Source organism: Paenochrobactrum pullorum (assembly GCF_041929845.1).
Taxonomy (GTDB): domain Bacteria; phylum Pseudomonadota; class Alphaproteobacteria; order Rhizobiales; family Rhizobiaceae; genus Paenochrobactrum; species Paenochrobactrum pullorum.
In genome coordinates, this window is record NZ_JBHEEH010000027.1 from 1 (window position 1) to 15,952 (window position 15,952).

12 protein-coding genes and 1 pseudogene are annotated in these 15,952 nt (G+C 48.2%); 2 read left to right on the forward strand and 11 right to left on the reverse strand.

What is annotated here, in order from left to right:
• Window positions 1–128 precede the first annotated feature (128 nt).
• Window positions 129–813, reverse strand: a pseudogene (locus JNC77_RS17640) (IS110 family transposase).
• 923 nt (window positions 814–1,736) lie between these two features.
• Window positions 1,737–2,516, reverse strand: coding sequence for an AraC family transcriptional regulator (locus JNC77_RS16820; protein ID WP_374834595.1), 780 nt, complete (start codon window positions 2,514–2,516; stop codon window positions 1,737–1,739).
• A gap of 144 nt (window positions 2,517–2,660) precedes the next feature.
• Here JNC77_RS16820 and JNC77_RS16825 point away from each other — a divergent pair, with 144 nt between their 5' ends.
• Window positions 2,661–3,869 carry an MFS transporter gene (locus tag JNC77_RS16825; protein WP_374834597.1) on the forward strand — a complete coding sequence of 403 codons (1,209 nt, stop codon included), beginning with the start codon at window positions 2,661–2,663 and terminating at the stop codon, window positions 3,867–3,869.
• A gap of 46 nt (window positions 3,870–3,915) precedes the next feature.
• On the opposite strand, the gene JNC77_RS16830 is transcribed toward JNC77_RS16825, so the two are convergent.
• The 9 genes from JNC77_RS16830 to JNC77_RS16870 form a co-directional block, all read right to left on the reverse strand.
• Complete coding sequence (locus JNC77_RS16830) at window positions 3,916–4,569, reverse strand: CatB-related O-acetyltransferase (protein ID WP_374834599.1); 654 nt, start codon at window positions 4,567–4,569, stop codon at window positions 3,916–3,918.
• A 113-nt stretch (window positions 4,570–4,682) separates the two neighbouring features.
• Window positions 4,683–6,359: an ABC transporter permease gene (locus JNC77_RS16835; RefSeq protein WP_374834601.1), complete on the reverse strand. Its 1,677-nt coding sequence runs from the start codon at window positions 6,357–6,359 to the stop codon at window positions 4,683–4,685.
• A 76-nt stretch (window positions 6,360–6,435) separates the two neighbouring features.
• A complete protein-coding gene (locus JNC77_RS16840; RefSeq protein ID WP_374834603.1) occupies window positions 6,436–7,395 on the reverse strand; it encodes an ABC transporter substrate-binding protein in 960 nt (319 codons plus the stop codon).
• Between the two features lie 33 nt (window positions 7,396–7,428).
• Window positions 7,429–8,508 (reverse strand): ABC transporter ATP-binding protein, encoded by a 1,080-nt coding sequence (locus JNC77_RS16845; protein WP_374834605.1) that lies wholly within the window; start codon window positions 8,506–8,508, stop codon window positions 7,429–7,431.
• A 140-nt stretch (window positions 8,509–8,648) separates the two neighbouring features.
• Window positions 8,649–9,686, reverse strand: a complete 1,038-nt coding sequence (locus tag JNC77_RS16850) for a linear amide C-N hydrolase (protein ID WP_374834617.1) — start codon at window positions 9,684–9,686, stop codon at window positions 8,649–8,651.
• A gap of 323 nt (window positions 9,687–10,009) precedes the next feature.
• A complete protein-coding gene (locus tag JNC77_RS16855) occupies window positions 10,010–11,125 on the reverse strand; it encodes an alpha-hydroxy acid oxidase (protein ID WP_374834607.1) in 1,116 nt (371 codons plus the stop codon).
• A gap of 59 nt (window positions 11,126–11,184) precedes the next feature.
• Window positions 11,185–11,535, reverse strand: a complete 351-nt coding sequence (locus tag JNC77_RS16860) for a RidA family protein (RefSeq protein ID WP_374834609.1) — start codon at window positions 11,533–11,535, stop codon at window positions 11,185–11,187.
• Window positions 11,536–11,579: 44 nt separating this feature from the next.
• Window positions 11,580–12,677, reverse strand: a complete 1,098-nt coding sequence (locus JNC77_RS16865; RefSeq protein ID WP_374834611.1) for an NAD(P)/FAD-dependent oxidoreductase — start codon at window positions 12,675–12,677, stop codon at window positions 11,580–11,582.
• A gap of 84 nt (window positions 12,678–12,761) precedes the next feature.
• Complete coding sequence (locus tag JNC77_RS16870; RefSeq protein WP_374834613.1) at window positions 12,762–14,366, reverse strand: ABC transporter substrate-binding protein; 1,605 nt, start codon at window positions 14,364–14,366, stop codon at window positions 12,762–12,764.
• A 189-nt stretch (window positions 14,367–14,555) separates the two neighbouring features.
• Here JNC77_RS16870 and JNC77_RS16875 point away from each other — a divergent pair, with 189 nt between their 5' ends.
• Window positions 14,556–15,449 carry a LysR substrate-binding domain-containing protein gene (locus JNC77_RS16875; protein WP_374834615.1) on the forward strand — a complete coding sequence of 298 codons (894 nt, stop codon included), beginning with the start codon at window positions 14,556–14,558 and terminating at the stop codon, window positions 15,447–15,449.
• Window positions 15,450–15,952 lie beyond the last annotated feature (503 nt).

Below are 15,952 nucleotides of genomic sequence, written 5' to 3' on the forward strand. Positions count from 1 at the left end.
CTATATGAGCACAGCTCAGTTCGAGAGAACGGCTGTTTAATATAAAACGCCTCTCCACTTTTACGAAGAAAGTACAGTATGCTCCGCAATCAAAAATTTGCAATAAGCACAATAAAAAAGCAACGGTGTTAGGTGTCAAGCACCGTTGCGTTATGGTCTCGCATTCTTGCATTGAGAATAATGATCATTTTGTGCATGAGCGCTACTTTGGCTGGTTTCCCCTGTTCTTTCAGACCTGTGAAGAACGCTTTCATCGCTGGATCGAAGCGGATGGCGGTAGAGCTGCAACTTAAAGCGCATCACACAGATGTTTTCTGCCATCGGCAATCACCCGTTTGTCCGCATCAAATCACTATCGCGGTTAGGTGGTGCCACACCAACCAGCTTGGCAATCCTGCCCTTTCCCGATAAATCCAAGCTCCGGCAAGTCTGCCAGAGCACTTTTCCAAGAGGAGCGCTGAGACAGAATTCTTGTTTCTATGCGCCGTGCATAATCAGCAAGAATGAAGGGGTCGATCTTGTCTGTTTTGGAAAGTTGCACGCAGGCTCGCGCGAACTGTCTGATCTGTTTGGCATTGACCTTGGCGATGGGCAGTTGTGCTGCTTGCAAGGCTTCGACTGTATAGCGATCATAACCACCTATTGGCTCAAGAACGAGACATTCGATCCCTTCAAATACACTCAGGAAAACGAGCAGATCGGCAAGACCCGCAGTAGAGTTGGCAAAGCAGGTTGATCGCTCATCTGGTAGACACAAATATCCAAAGTCGATTTTGATATGTCGATGCCGACAAAACGCGTAGTATAAGATATGAGGCAGTTTCCCTTATACACAAGCGCGAAGCTCTCTCAACGGTGCGACGAAGCCTCTTATGGTGCAAAAGGATTATGCATTTTTACGAACGAAAGTTCATGGCCCGACTGTCAGCTGACCGGCGGGGATTTTTTGCGTTCAGGGCAAAAAGGGGCACTAAATCAATTAGCAAGGCCAGATAATACATCTACAGCACGTGCTGGATATCTTGTTTAAATCAGTTTTTACCAGTCTGCGATATGATGGTAACGCAGAAAGATCAGCCTGAAAAATTATAGATAGACAATAACAAATCTAGTCATAAAATTATTTTCGTTTTTCAATGATTGTAAGGATATCTGTATAGTTTTATTCAGATGGTTAGGCACCTGCACGTGCTTTCACTTCGGATGCAGCAGATTGATGGCAACACGGCTATGGCAGCTATGAATTCATCTAAGATAGTCTTGTTGGTTTCTTTCGCCGATGTCTGCAATATCACCCGAATCGCGATGTTCTAGAGTGTGTCTCACTTAATCGTATCCACTGTGCTCGCTCTAGCGTTTTGTTTTTACGCATGTCTTTATCCCAAAACCGGTTCCCACTTTTGGGAGACATGCACTAAAAATGTAATATTGCCGTTGCCATTGTCCATGGTCGATGTGCTTACGTCGATGATACCACCTATACTGTTGGCAAATATATGATCAAGCGAAAAACCTTCAGGATATTGAGACGTCTAAGAACTGTCGCCGGCGCTGAAGGTTTGGGTATTTTGAGCAAAATCTGCGACAGGTAAAGCAAGGGCAATGGAGAGAAGCCCGGAGCAAGAACGGAAGTCATGAAAACCCTTTCCTGGATGGATTAGGGATTAAAAACGGCAATTAGGCAGCCGTTGGTTCCATGCAAAATACGATTTGCATGCTTATCTGTTTAGCGTCTTTTACTTGTTGTTGCGAAGTCCCAGATAGCTGAGTGGCGGGCTGCCGAAAGCACGCTTGAACATCAATGTGAAAGCTGCCGGATTTTCATAGCCCAAATCTAATGCCACATTAGTAACCTGTTCACCGCTGGCAAGACGCGGGATGGCCGATAAAAGGCAGGCTTGCAGACACCATGCCTTAAAACTCATACTGGTTTCACGACGAAATAGCCTTGTGAATGTGCGTCGGCTCATGCCCAAAGTCCCGCACCATTCATCAATTGTTTCATGAATATTGGGTGCGAGCGTGAAAGTACGGCAGCGCGTAGCCAGCATGGTATGATTTGGATATGGCAGTGAAAGCGGAAGAGGCGGCAACTGCGCCACTTCATATAAAAGCAGCTGCATCAATGTGCCGACACGACCATGTGTTTCATAATCTACAGGTAAATCCAATGCCTCATTAATCAACTCGCGCACAAAGGGTGAAATGCTGACGACTTGACACATGTCAGGCATGTCAGGAATGGCATCTGGTTCAATATAAAGACTTTGCATGGTGACTGTGCCGACCATGCGAACATTATGCGTTGCGCATGGCGGAATCCACATGCCTCGTTGCGGAGGCATGACCCATGTACCTGTTGGTGTTGTTAAAACAATCAAACCGGAAATGGCCGACATTAATTGCCCGCGACGGTGATGGTGAGGGGCAATAGAATGACCGTCGGGATAGATATTGCCGATAGCAACAACCGGACGGCCGATATGATCAACTTGGTCAATGTGGATATGACGCATAAATTTGACCCGATCAAGTAATTGATTGACCCAACATTAGTGGCGGGTCTAATGCCTTCTGTATCATGAAAAAAGTGTATGGCGCAATCAATTGCAAAAAAGCAGGCGACCAAGGCCTGTTATGAGAATGAAAGTTTAGCTACCGTGTCAAATACAATTGTTTCTGTTGTTCCGATAAAAGCAAAAGCTGCTTTTCCTGTTCTTTTGGGCGCAAGTGCAGGACATCTTCTTAATGATCTTTTGCAGGCCTTGCTGCCGGCGATGTATCCGATTTTGCAACAGGGATTTTCGCTCAGCTTTGCTCAGGTCGGTATTTTGACCTTCGTTTACCAACTGACAGCGTCACTCTTTCAGCCATTTATCGGCCATTATACCGACAGACATCCAATGCCCTTTTTGTTACCTTTCGGCATGGTATCATCTATGTGCGGTTTGTTGGCAATCGCTTTTGCCCCAAGCTACGGCTGGTTGCTGTTGGGTTCGGTTTTGCTGGGCTTGGGTTCGTCCATTTTCCACCCTGAAACGTCGCGTATCGCACGGTTGGCTTCGGGTGGTTCACACGGGCTTGCGCAATCCTTGTTTCAGGTGGGGGGCAATTTTGGTTCAGCCCTTGGGCCCTTGGCCGCAGCGTTTATTATTCTGCCGCGTGGTCAAACCGGCTTGGCGTGGTTTGCCATTGCTGCACTTGGCGGGATTATTTTGTTGTCGGCATTGGGCGCTTGGTATCGTTCCAATGGATTGACCCGAAAAGCCGTAACTTCAGTGCCTGAACGTCATCCGTTTTTGACCAAACGTCAGGTCAGCATTGCAATGGCTATTTTGATTGCATTGCTTTTCTCCAAGTATATCTATTTGGCAAGTTTTACCAGCTACTACACATTCTACCTGATGGAGAAGTTTGAACTGCCGATTAAATCGGCGCAGGTTTTACAATTTGTGTTTTTTGCGTCCGTTGCAGCCGGTACTATTTCCGGCGGACCGATTGGTGACCGTTTGGGGCGTAAACTGGTGATCTGGGTGTCTATCTTAGGTGTGCTGCCGTTTACATTATTGCTGCCACATGTGGGCTTGACGGCTACGGTTATTCTCACCGTGATCATCGGTTTTGTTATCTCGTCTGCATTTCCGGCAATTGTGGTTTACGGCCAAGAGTTAATGCCTGGACGTGTTGGTATGGTGTCCGGTCTGTTTTTTGGGTTTATTTTTGGCATTGGTGGGATTGGGGCGGCAGCACTGGGCGTTTTGGCAGATTGGAAAGGAATTTCTTTTGTGTTCCTGCTTTGCTCATTTCTGCCGGTAATTGGTGTGCTGACAGCATTTTTGCCAAATCCACGCGAACTAAAAGCCGACTGAATTTGGAAAATTGCTGAAAAAAAGCCCCTTCACGGGGCTTTTTTTATTAATGCTGGTTATCGTATGCTTCGGATGCTTTCACCAATGCATCAATATCATCGGCACAGATTTGAGCGCGGAGCGCATCAAATTTATGTTTGTCCCATTGATAAATGCCAAGTGATAACAAGCGTTCGATGGTGGCTGCGGGGAAGCGTTGTTTGATTGGTTGTGCAGGGTTGCCGGCGACAATTGTATAGGGTGCAACCGATTTGGTGACGATAGCGCCGGAGGCAATAATCGCACCTTCGCCGATGGTCACGCCCGGCATGATCATAGCGCGCATACCGATCCATGCACCATCTTGAATGATCGTATCGCCTTTGCCGATATAAGCATCGGCAATGACATCTACAAACGGATAAAGACTGAACCAGTCGGTGCGGTGGGTGTGATTGCCGCCCATTAAAATGACCGCTTCTGCGCCAATGCAGACATAGTCGCCAATATGAAGCTGGTCGATTTCCCACATTGGCTCCCACGTGGCCAGACTATATTCATCACCATAATGATAGCGGACGACACTTTCTTCAAATGTGCCGGTCCATGCGCCGCTATAATAGCTGTGCTGGCCGCGAATATGAATATTGGGATTTTTGACGGTTTCCGCCAGCATTTCCACTTTTGACCAATGTTTGACGGATGCCTGATCAACCGACATTTTACTCTCCGTTTAAAGATGAAGGACAGGCATGAAACGCCATATTGAAACATTTCTATAACAAAGTGACCCAATGGTTTCAAACATTAGCCGACTAAACATTTCAGCTGTAGTCAGAGGTTGAATTTTTTGCCCTTTAACAAAGTGAGCAGCAGCAGCGGAAGAAGCGTGGTGATGATAATGGCAATGAGTGCCATTGCCATGCCAAGGCCGACCGATCCTTGCTCGAATTGGCGCCAGATAAAGATGGATATGGTTTGCATGCCTACCGGTGCAATCAACACCGAGGCGACCAGCTCACGGGTGGCAACGGCAAAAACCAGCAACATTGCCGTGATCAGGCTTGGCGCGATCAGTGGCAGCATGATGCGGCGGAAGGTGGTAAAGCTGCTGGCGCCACAAACGCGCGCTGCTGCCTCAAGATTATCGCCGATTTGATGGAAAGCTGCCGTTGTATAACGGATTGGCTGTGGCAACAAAATGCAGCAATAAGCCAGCAATAAAATCAACGGCGTGTTGTAGGGTGAGACCAGCAAAGCCGGTTGGTTCCATGCCAAAATAAGGCCGACAGCTACCACAACGCCGGGTAGGGAATTTGGCAAAACGGTTAAAACATCAAGGAAGTTGCGGCCACGAAAACGCATTTTTACCACTGCATAGGCTGCAATCGCACCAAGCAATCCGGTGAAAAGTGCGCTCGCAATACCAAGTGACAGACTGCTGATAAGGGCTTTCATCCCGCCTGCAGAATTTTCTGCAATGGCGCTGAAATTGTCAAAGCCGATATTGGACAATGTCAGACCGCCGGAAATCGTTTTGGAGAGAGCAGTGGCAAGAATGGCAAGCAGTGGCACTCCGGTTGCAATAAAACTGACAATCGCAAAAAGGGCGACAACAGGAATGGTGAGCTTGCCTAATACGCGTTTATCTTTGGCCTGCGGTTTGCCACCAGTGGTGACATAAGAACGACGGTTCAAAATCCAGCGCTGGATCAAAAACGCGCCAAGGGACAATAAAACAAGTGCAAGCGAAAAGACTGCAGCACCGGCTAGATCAATCGGCCAGTCCGAAACGCGAAGGTCGATTTCAGTGACCAGAACTTCAAAACCGGAGCGGCGGCCAAGCGCTGCAGGCGTACCATATTCTTCAATTGCGGCGGCAAAAACTAACAGCAAACTTGCAGCTAAACCCGGAGTGGCAAGAGGCAAAGTAATGCGGAAAAACGAGCGCCATGACGAGGCACCAAAAACGCGGCCGACATCGGCGTAGCATGCACCAACGGCTTCAATGGTGCGCGAGACGGCAAAATAAACCAGCGGAAATGTATTGAGCGCCATGACAAAGGTCATGCCGGATACGGAGAATAAGAAAGATGACAGGTTGAAACCTGTAAGCTGTTCGAGATAGCCGCGCGGTTGCAGGCTCATAATCCAGCCAAGAGTGGCAATATAAGGCGGAATCATAAACGGGATCAGCATTAAAATGTCCCAGAATATTGCCAGCGGTACTTTATAAAGAGCACGAAAAACTGCCAGCGGCACAGCAATGAATGCCGAGAGTGCGACCACCATTAAGCCAAGCAACACTGTATTTCCGGTAATGCGAAACAGGCGCGGGTCGTTAAACAGCGTTGTAATATGCGAAAAAGGATTGGCCAGCGAACCACTGCCTAATTGCGGGAAGATCGATTGCAGGATGATAAAAACAAAGGGAACCGCTACAACGAGTAACAGACCTGCCATGGCAAAATAACCAAGTGGATTTTGCAGGCTTGCATTTTTAATCTGCATCTTCATTTCCAGTATCAATTGAAAAAATCAGATGCGGGAAGTGCACAAACCTCCCGCATCTCATGCTCTTCAGGTGTTATTTGTTGGCGAAAATTGCGTTGAACTCTTTAAGGGTTTCGTCGCGCTTGCCATAAACGGCTTCCGCATCAACGGTCAGAATTTTAAGATCATTGATCAGCGGGCGGTTTGCCGGAATGTCGGTGCGTGACGGCATCAGATAGGTGTTGGCCACCATTTTCTGGCCTTCGTCAGACAGCATGTAATCAATGAAAGCTTTCGCTTCATCCTGATTTTTTGACCAATTGAGGATCATGGCCGGACGTGGCGCAATTACAGTGCCGCTTGGCGGGAAGATCACGTCAATGGCTTCGCCTTTGGCCTTGCTGGAGAGCGAAATATAGTCAACTGCTCCAAAGACGGCTGCTTTTGCACCTTGTAAAACAGGGTTGAGCGCTTCAGCATTGGCGCCTGCAACATTGGCACCATTGGCTTTGAGTTTTTTAAACAGATCCCAGCCGCTTTGTGCCTGAAGTGCTGCAACCAGCTCAAAGGTTGCGCCTGACTGTGCTGGATCCGGCAAATTCACCAGATCTTTATATTCCGGCTTGGCAAGGTCTGCCCATTCGGAAGGCTTTGGAGTTCTGCTATTCGGGTTCCACGCAATACCAAGTGCCGAAACGCCCTGTGCGACCGCAAATTCGTTTTTAAGGAAGTCCGGCACATTGACGGCATTCGGGCTTGTATAAGCCACCAGCCAATTGCGCTTGGCAAAATCGGTTGCTGTGTCCCAAGAGGCGGAAATCAGCACGTCTACCACAGGATTGGCAGCTTCTGCTTCGATACGTGCCATGACCTTGCCGGTTGTAGCCTGAAAGACCTGAACCTTGGTGCCTGTTTTTTCATTAAAACCCGCCGCCAGCTTTTCAATCAGGCTGCCGGGGCCTGCCGAATAAACGGTGATATCGGCAAAAGCAGCGGTGGAGCTGAGCAAAGTCAGGGCGAGTGCAATCCCGCCGCCAAACAGCTTATTCTTCATCATATTCTCCTGAGATGTCGGGTAAAAGTTTGATTAATTGGAAAACCAGCGCAGCTGGCTATGGTCGATTGCCAGTGCCGTTTGGCTACCCTGCGGACGGGGCAATTGGTCGAGATAGGTTACTTCATGGACGTTGGTGTCATCACCGATACGTACAGTGGTGAGATGGCCATCACCACGAAATTGCGAGCGCAGCACAATGGCCGTTACACTGTCGTCTTGGGAGGACGTGGCAGAAATGGCGCGGGTCGGGATGAGCACATGGCTATGGCCTTGGTGGTAATGTGGCGCTTGCAAGTAATAATTGGTGCCGCGAATTTTGTAATTCTGCGTGCAATATTCAACCGGCATCACACAGCCCAGGCGCAGAAAGTCGGCAACTTGTGTGCTTGCCGGACGTGCCACCAGACTTTGCGGGTCGGCCAATTGTTCAATGATGCCGGCACGCATGATCGCAACTTGATCGGCAAGAGCAAAAGCTTCGCTCTGGTCATGGGTGACATAAACGGCGGTCAGGCCTAAATTGGTCACTAATTGTTTGATTTCGCTCACCATATTCTCGCGCAATTCGCGGTCGAGATTGGAAAGCGGTTCGTCGAACAGTACGATTTTAGGTTCGGCAACAATCGCGCGGGCAATAGCGACACGTTGTTGCTGTCCGCCGGACATATCGCTGATGGAACGGTTTTCAAAGCCACCAAGACCGACACGCTCAAGCGCTACTTTCACGCGTTTTTCGCGATCACTGCGGTTGATGCCGCGCATTTCTAAGGGAAAAGAAATATTACCTTCCACACTCATATGCGGCCAGAGTGCATAATCTTGAAACACCATGCCGAGGTGGCGTTTTTCAGGTGGCAAAAACAGGCCGGACTTGGCATCGGCCACCATCGTGCCATTGATGCTGATATCGCCTTTGGTTGGTGTTAGCAAACCTGCCAGCAAACGCAGAAGTGTGGTTTTTCCACAACCGGAAGGCCCGAGGAGTGCTAGAGTTTGCCCTTTTGGCAGCATCAGGCTGATATTGTTTAAAATTGTGGTTTTGCCATAAGCGAGGCTGAGCCCGGTTACGCTCACTGCAATTTTTTCTTGTGCCGTTGGATCGAAAAGCATCAAACTACCATCATTCTTCGTTGTGAAGTCTGATAGGACAGTTTTGTAACGCTGCAATGACGAGTTTTTGACAGTTATATTACAATATGATTTTGCCGGATAATCCATGAAGATCATCCGGCTAAGATTATGTTTAAAACTTATTCAACACCAAGAAACTTGAATGGCTCGGACTCTTTGAAATTATCGTTGACCTTGCCGGCAAAGATATTGCTTTGGTTTACTCCCAGATCAAGCTTTTGCACTTTGCCGCTTTCTTTCGAGAAATCCAAGTTCTTCATATCAACCCAGAATGTATTCGGGGTGAGCGCTGATTCAAAGAAATAGAGCATGCGGCTATGATCGGCGACAGTTCTCCAGCGAGTGGAAGAAATATTCGGCTCGTCAGGTGTGCTGATGCCGTAAGGCACTGACACATTGCGGATGACACTGAAAACGCTGGCAGCAGCAATGTCTGGACTTTCATTTTTTGGCAGTGCATCGACATAGAAAGAAGCACGGGCAAAACGGTCCGCTGCTCGGTTAGTTCCTGGAAGCATAACGGTGCCGCCGATTTGTTCCCAATAGCTGTTCAGCGCCAGCTGCTGGTCAAATGTTGGCGAATTGGTCATCACATTGTATTTGTTGCTGTGATGGATAACTTGTTTGCCGTCGATATACTCGACGATGGCACTGTCGCCTTTGGCATCTGAGATTGAAAGATGCAGCGTGGCTAGGCGTTCTTCGCCCGGTACGCCGTCAGTGACAATTGTGTACGGCTCTTTTTCCATTTCCTTAACGGCTTCTTCCACTGTTGCAAAATTGTCGAGCACATATTGCGCCCATGCAGCAATGGTTAGACCTGGTTTGGAGTCGTCCTGTTTCGGATATTCGGATTCAACCAGCCATAAAATATTGGCAACAAGACCCGCTTCATTCATGCCGTCGGTTGTTGAGATATCGTAAGCGGATGCAATGACGCTGCCATATTTGGATGTCCACTTTAATGAATTAGCACCGGTTTCACCATTGCGTTCCATACCACGTGGAAAAATCCATAGATTGGTTTCGGTATCGACCTTCCAGTCCATTGAGCGAGCGGTAATAACTTCATTATTATTCCCTTCATAAACAAGTCGGGTACAGGCTTGTGATGCTAATGGTGCTGCAAATATGGAAAGTGCAACTGTACTCGTCATAAAGACAGAACGAATTGACGTATGATTAAGGAACATGTGGCTAACTCCGTTACTTGTATGGAAATACTTATGGAATTAAATTGGATATTCAACACAATTGAAGTATCAGCTTCTTTTATGATTAATATTCGTGCTGATTAATCGCTCTTTTTATATTAAAATTTTATCTAAGGTAATTTTCATCAGAATTTTATAGAAGTTTAAGGAAAGATTTAAATAAAAACCAGCGCATTGAGCGCTGGCGTGTCTCAAGAGGGGCGTAACTACCTCATAAATTCATGAGCTTGCGTTTGATATTATAATCCAACGGATCGATTAAACTGTTAAAAGCCTTTGAAAAGCACGTCCTGATTAAGCTCGGAAACGTTGGAACAGCCGAGATGGCCAAGCGTTGTCCAGAACTCTTTTTGTAAAATCTGCAAGACGCTGGTGGCACCTGCCTGACCATCGGCAGCAAGTCCAAGCGCCAGCACACGGCCAAGCGCCACAGCATTGGCACCAAGCGCAATAGCGCAAGCAATATCGCTGCCGCGACGAATGCCGGAATCAAAGATAATCGGCACTTGTTCGCCAACAGCTTTACGCACATGCGGTAAAGCATGGATGGCAGGCGGTGTGCGGTCAATAGTGCGGCCACCATAATTGGAAACATAAAGACCTATAGCGCCCGCATCTATTGAGGCTTTAGCATCGCGCACAGAAGCGACACCTTTGACAATGCAGGGAAGTTTTGAGCGTTGAATGACATGCTCGGCCTGTTTCCATGTCCAGCGTGGTTCGGTGAAGTTCAGCAATTCTTCCAGAGCAGCGGGATCAGATTTTCCTTTGCCGAAATTGGCTGCGGGGCCCTGACCACGGACTGAAAAACGATCCTCCATCATCCGTTCGCGCCATTGGCGGATTGGCGAATACGTTACGCAAATATAGCGATAACCGGCATCTTTCGCACGCTCGATCATATCAAGAGCTGCTTCTTCATCACCGGCAAAAGTCATTTGGAAGATGGTGGCCACCGAGGATGCTTTGGCAACATCTTCCAGCGAATGGGAGGCTGCTACCGGTACCATCTGGCTGATGCCGATGTTTTGTGCTGCACGCCCCAGCGCCAAATGGCCATCGGGATGGAAAACGCTTTCACCACCGCCAAATGGGGCTACAAAGGCCGGAAAACTTAAATCAATATCGAGAACGCGTGTGCTGGTATCGGGATTGCTGACACCGGCAAAAAGCGGGGCTTCAAAACGGTAATCGTCAAAAGCGGTGATATTTTCGCGCAAGGTAACTTCGTCACCTGTGCCGCATGACAAATAATTCCAGCACATTTCCGACAAACGCAACCGTGCATCGCGCTCTATGCCGCGCATGGTTGTGTATTTTTCACCAGCAACATTATAGCGGTCATCCATATGGGTTGGTTTGTGTGCCGGGTCTTTTATCATCGCCTTGCTCCTCCATTGCGATAAAAAATGGAAGGGTTACCCCTTCCATTCGGTCAGGCTCATTTTTTAGCAGCGATAACAACCACTTCAATAAGACGTTTAGGATCGCCAAGATCCGCACCGCCGATGGTGGCACGCGATGGCAAATCTTTACCATCCAGCCATTCCAGCCAGGCTTCGTTCATTTCTTCCTTACAGCTCATATCGCTCAGATAAATGCGGGCAGATAGAATGTGATGTTTGTCGGAGCCGCATTCTGCCAGAATGCTGTCGAGTTTTTCACAAGTTTGCTGTGTCTGTTCTTTCATGCCGACCGAAATGTCGGAGGCCGCATGACCGCCGACATAGATCACGCCATTATGTTCGACCGCGCCGTGCATAATGCGATGTTGGCGATGACGGGTAATCATGGAATTTCCTTTCAGATACATTAAAAATAGATTACGCTTATGGTTCAGACAGCGTAGCTTTCGAGGGGAACGGACGGTGTTTCGCCGGTAACAAGCTGCGAGAGCAATTTGCCGGCGAAAGGCCCGATTGTGAGGCCTGCCGCACCCAGACCATTGCCGATGGTCAGACCTTCAATTTCAGGTGCACGGCCTAACACCAGCTTCATTTCCTGCGGGGCAGGACGGAAGCCGATACGGGTTTCGATATGGGTTGCATTGGCAAGGCCGGGTGCCAATTGAAGACCAGCACTTAAGACTTCATGCTGACCGCCTGCGGTGACGCGGTAATCAAAACCGGAATTATCTTCGCGCGTTGCACCGATCACCACGCGTGAATCGTCAAAAGCCAACATATAATGACTGCTCATTGGTAAAAGCACCGGCCATTTGGCTGTAGCAACACCGGGCAGTCCAAGATGGATGATCTGGCCTTTTTGTGGTTGAACCGGATGCTTCATGCCTAATGGATCAAGGATTTGTGCGGCCCATGCACCACTGGTGACAATGATCTCATCAGCTTCAATTACGTCGCCATTGCTGCCCACACATTGGGCACGACCATCTTGGCAGCGCAGCGAGACATGATCATTTCTGAATGTGGCACCCATGGCAACACTGGCACGTATCATGGCCGCAGCCAAGAGACGTGCATCAACGCGCGCGCCGCCGGAGATATAAATTGCCTCTAAATCTTCACGCAAAGGCGGGAATTTTTCACGTGCTTCTGCCGGAGTGAGACGACGAACCTCACCGGCTTCCGGTGCATTTTTCACGCGGCGCTCAATGCGCGCAGCCGCTTCCTCAAATTCTTTTTTGTCTTCAGCGACAACCAATGCACCGACTTTGCCATAGCCGAGATTAGTCTCGCCCAAGCTTTTCAGGTTATTGACCAGTGTTTCATAGTAACGGGCACCGGCGGCATACATATCGTACCATTCGCCGTCTTCCATTTTTGTCGCCCACGGGCAGACAATTCCCGCACCAGCCATCGTGGCTTTACCTTGATGGGCTTCGTCGATCAGTTCAACTTCAACACCTTTACGGGAGAGGTGATAGGCCGTGCTGGCACCTAAAATACCTGCACCGATGATCAGAACACGCATAGAGTTTCCCGACTTTTGTTTTAAAGAAAAATTGCATCCGGCGGCATCAAACCGCCGGACTATGTACGATTTTAAGCAATGCGTTTATTCAACGCTGACACCAGAAAGACGGCTGGTTCCGAAAATTTCAGGCACAAAGCCTTTGACGTTTTTCGCAACAGCAGTGATCGTATCCGCACCACCAAGAATGACAGCAGGAACCTCTTCGTGGAAGCGAGACTGTGCTTGCTTGTAGAGCTTCTCACGGGTTGCTTGATCGGTGATTTTACCGGCTTCATTCATCAGGCTGATAAAATCTGCATCACACCATGCGCCAATATTGGACGGGCTTGGTTTGCCGCTTGAGTCGCAGGTGAAATAATTGTTCGGAATCTGGCTTGGATCGGGAAAATCATAAATGCCGCCGAACATGCCGACTTGCGCCTCACCAGCACGCGAACGCTGGATATATTCAGCCCATTCATAGGTGATGATGTCAGCTTTGACGCCGATGGCAGCCCAATCTGCCTGAATCATTTCAGCTGCACGGCGACCATTCGGCATATAAGGACGAGAAACCGGCACTGCCCAAAGCTCGGTGGTCATGCCGTCTTTAAAGCCAGCCTCTTCCAACAGTTTTTTGGCTTTTTCCGGATTATATTCATGCGGCTTGATGGAACTGTCATGTCCCCATAAGGCTGACGGGATGAGCGAGCCGGTAACAGTACCCATGCCATTATAAACCACTTCGACCAATGGCTCCATATTGATCGCATGTGCCAAAGCTTCACGTACACGCTTGTCCTGAAATTTTTCTTGTTTCATATTGAAATTGATAAAACCGGTCGATGCGACAGGTGACTGAACCAGATTGAGGTTCGCACTGTTTTCGATCGTTTCTTTATCTGCGAGATTTGGATAAAGCGCGATAAGGCATTCTCCTGCCAGTGCACGTTGTAAACGTGTGGATGCATCCGGTGTTACAGCCATGACAACAGTATCGACTTTCGGTGTGCGGCTGTCATCTTTAATGATTGCGCCCCATGTTTCCTGAAATGGCAGGAAGCGCAGGATAGAACCGGTTTGATAGGCCTGCAAAGCAAAGGGGCCGGTGCCGATAGGCTGTGTGTCATAGGCATCCAATGTGCCCGCTTTTTGCATGGCGTCGCCATATTCTGCCGAGGTGATGGCGAGTGATTGGTGTGCCATGATGCCGATAAATGGCGAAAGCGGTTCTTTCAGTGTGAAACTGACGGTATAATCGTCAAGTTTATCCACGCTTTCCAATGCATCGGCCAGCTTGGTGTTGAAGGTGATATAATTGCCGCCATTGACTTTCGCGTAAGGATGTTTGTCATCCATCATGCGGTGAAAGGTGAAGATCACATCATCGGCGTTGAAATCACGGGTTGGAGTGAAATTGGCATTGGATTGCCATTTGACACCTTCGCGCAATTTAAATGTATAGGTGCGTGCATCTTCGGAAACGGTCCAGCTTTCAGCCAAACTCGGCTGAATTTCCGATGACCCTGTGACCACCGACACCAAACCATCATAAATTTGGCCCAGTGCAAACAGGGTGGTGCCATTGCTGCTCAATTCCGGGTTGAATGTTTCCGGCGCGCCTTCAATGCACACGGATAATGTTGCGGCTTGCGCCGGTGCTGTAGCAATCAGTGCTAACAGGGCTAAACTGGCAACGGACTTCATGATGATTGGCTCCCTCCTGCACAGCCGGAAAATCCTCTAAAAATCCGGTGCTGCGACTTCATCTCCCCAGCCTGAAGGTTCAGGCTTACTGGATGATTATCAACGCCTCACTTACATGATTGTCAAATTCATATTTCTCCTGCCATTATAACCTAAGGTTATATAGAATCGTTTGAACGGTATTAAGAAATGAATATCAGGCAGTTGGAAGCATTTCATGCAACGATGGAAACCGGATCGGTTACACGGGCAGGGGAAACTTTAGGGATTTCACAGCCGGCGGTAAGCAAATTACTGCGCAGCTTTGCTGATAATTGCGGCTTTCAGTTGTTTATACGCAGTGGCGGTCGTCTGGTGCCAACATTGGAGGCGCGTATGCTGGCGTCTGAAGTAGAGAGAATGTTTTCCGGCACAAAACGCATTGCCCGTATTGCAAGTGCGGTGCGCAATCGTGAATGGGGCGAGGTGAGTCTGGCTGCACCTGCGGCGCTCGCCACACGCTATTTGGCGCAGACTTTAGCCCCCCTTTTTGTTGAGCAACCCGATTTACATTTAACGCTTCAAAGCCATAAAAGCCCGCGCATTCTTGAATTGGTTGCATCGCAGCAGGTCGATATCGGTCTTAGTGTTTTGCCTTATGAACACGCCAGTGTGAATGCGGAAATATTGATGCGGTTCGAAATGGTGTGTGTGTTGCCGCCTGATCATCCGCTTGCCAAGCAAGATGTGGTGAGCATCAGCGACCTGGGCGATGATCCGTTTATTTCGTTGCCGCGCGATGATTGCTCCTTGATGACGATTGATCGCGCTTTCCAGATTAAAGGCGTGCAAAAGCGCAATCGCATTGAAGTGCCTTTGTCGGAAACAGCCTGCAGTTTTGTAGCTAACGGCGTTGGAATCTCCATTGTGCCAGCTTTTGCAGGGCTTGATTATAAAGACACTCAACTGGTGCGACGGCCAATTTCACCTGAAACGCTGATTGATGTCTGGTTACTGACACCTAACACACAGCCTTTGTCATTGGCCGCAGAAAAAATGGTGGAGTTTTTGCGCCAAGCGGTAAAGCCATTTGATAAAAGGTAATTTAGTCGGCCAGCCTGATCTTACGGTATAATTTATTTGACGCGCTGATTGGTCAGGAAATTAGCATGGAGAATGACGATTCAGCTGAAATGGAATCGCTTTGCTTCGCTAACGATATTTAAGACAATATATAATTACGGATGGATGTGGAGGAAGGCATAAGTTCGATATGTATATAATGTATAGCAGAGAGGATTGGTAATTCATTTATTTTAGATGATTCTTATAAAAACAAGCGTTGTTTGCATAATATGGGTGATGACGGCCTGTTGATAAGGCATGAAAACAGACTTTTTTGCAGGATTTTTATGAAAAATGATCTTTTTTAAGAGCGGTGCTTGACTCTTTGGCGGGAATGACATTAGTAAGCCTTCTCTACGACAGATTTGTGAAATTCACTAAATGTAGCAGAGAATTAAGAAAATCAATTATTTGCTAAGTAAATGATTTTCTTGCAAGTTTTCGCTTGACAGTGATGACTTGAGGGGTTAGAAGCCTCAGAC

Coding starts and splice junctions, on each gene's coding strand:
- JNC77_RS16840 (WP_374834603.1), bottom strand. CDS start 7,395: ATGAAGAATAAGCTGTTTGGCGGCGGGATTGCACTCGCCCTGACTTTG.
- JNC77_RS16820 (WP_374834595.1), bottom strand. CDS start 2,516: ATGCGTCATATCCACATTGACCAAGTTGATCATATCGGCCGTCCGGTT.
- JNC77_RS16830 (WP_374834599.1), bottom strand. CDS start 4,569: ATGTCGGTTGATCAGGCATCCGTCAAACATTGGTCAAAAGTGGAAATG.
- JNC77_RS16835 (WP_374834601.1), bottom strand. CDS start 6,359: ATGCAGATTAAAAATGCAAGCCTGCAAAATCCACTTGGTTATTTTGCC.
- JNC77_RS16875 (WP_374834615.1), top strand. CDS start 14,556: ATGAATATCAGGCAGTTGGAAGCATTTCATGCAACGATGGAAACCGGA.
- JNC77_RS16845 (WP_374834605.1), bottom strand. CDS start 8,508: ATGCTTTTCGATCCAACGGCACAAGAAAAAATTGCAGTGAGCGTAACC.
- JNC77_RS16865 (WP_374834611.1), bottom strand. CDS start 12,677: ATGCGTGTTCTGATCATCGGTGCAGGTATTTTAGGTGCCAGCACGGCC.
- JNC77_RS16855 (WP_374834607.1), bottom strand. CDS start 11,125: ATGATAAAAGACCCGGCACACAAACCAACCCATATGGATGACCGCTAT.
- JNC77_RS16850 (WP_374834617.1), bottom strand. CDS start 9,686: ATGACGAGTACAGTTGCACTTTCCATATTTGCAGCACCATTAGCATCA.
- JNC77_RS16860 (WP_374834609.1), bottom strand. CDS start 11,535: ATGATTACCCGTCATCGCCAACATCGCATTATGCACGGCGCGGTCGAA.
- JNC77_RS16870 (WP_374834613.1), bottom strand. CDS start 14,366: ATGAAGTCCGTTGCCAGTTTAGCCCTGTTAGCACTGATTGCTACAGCA.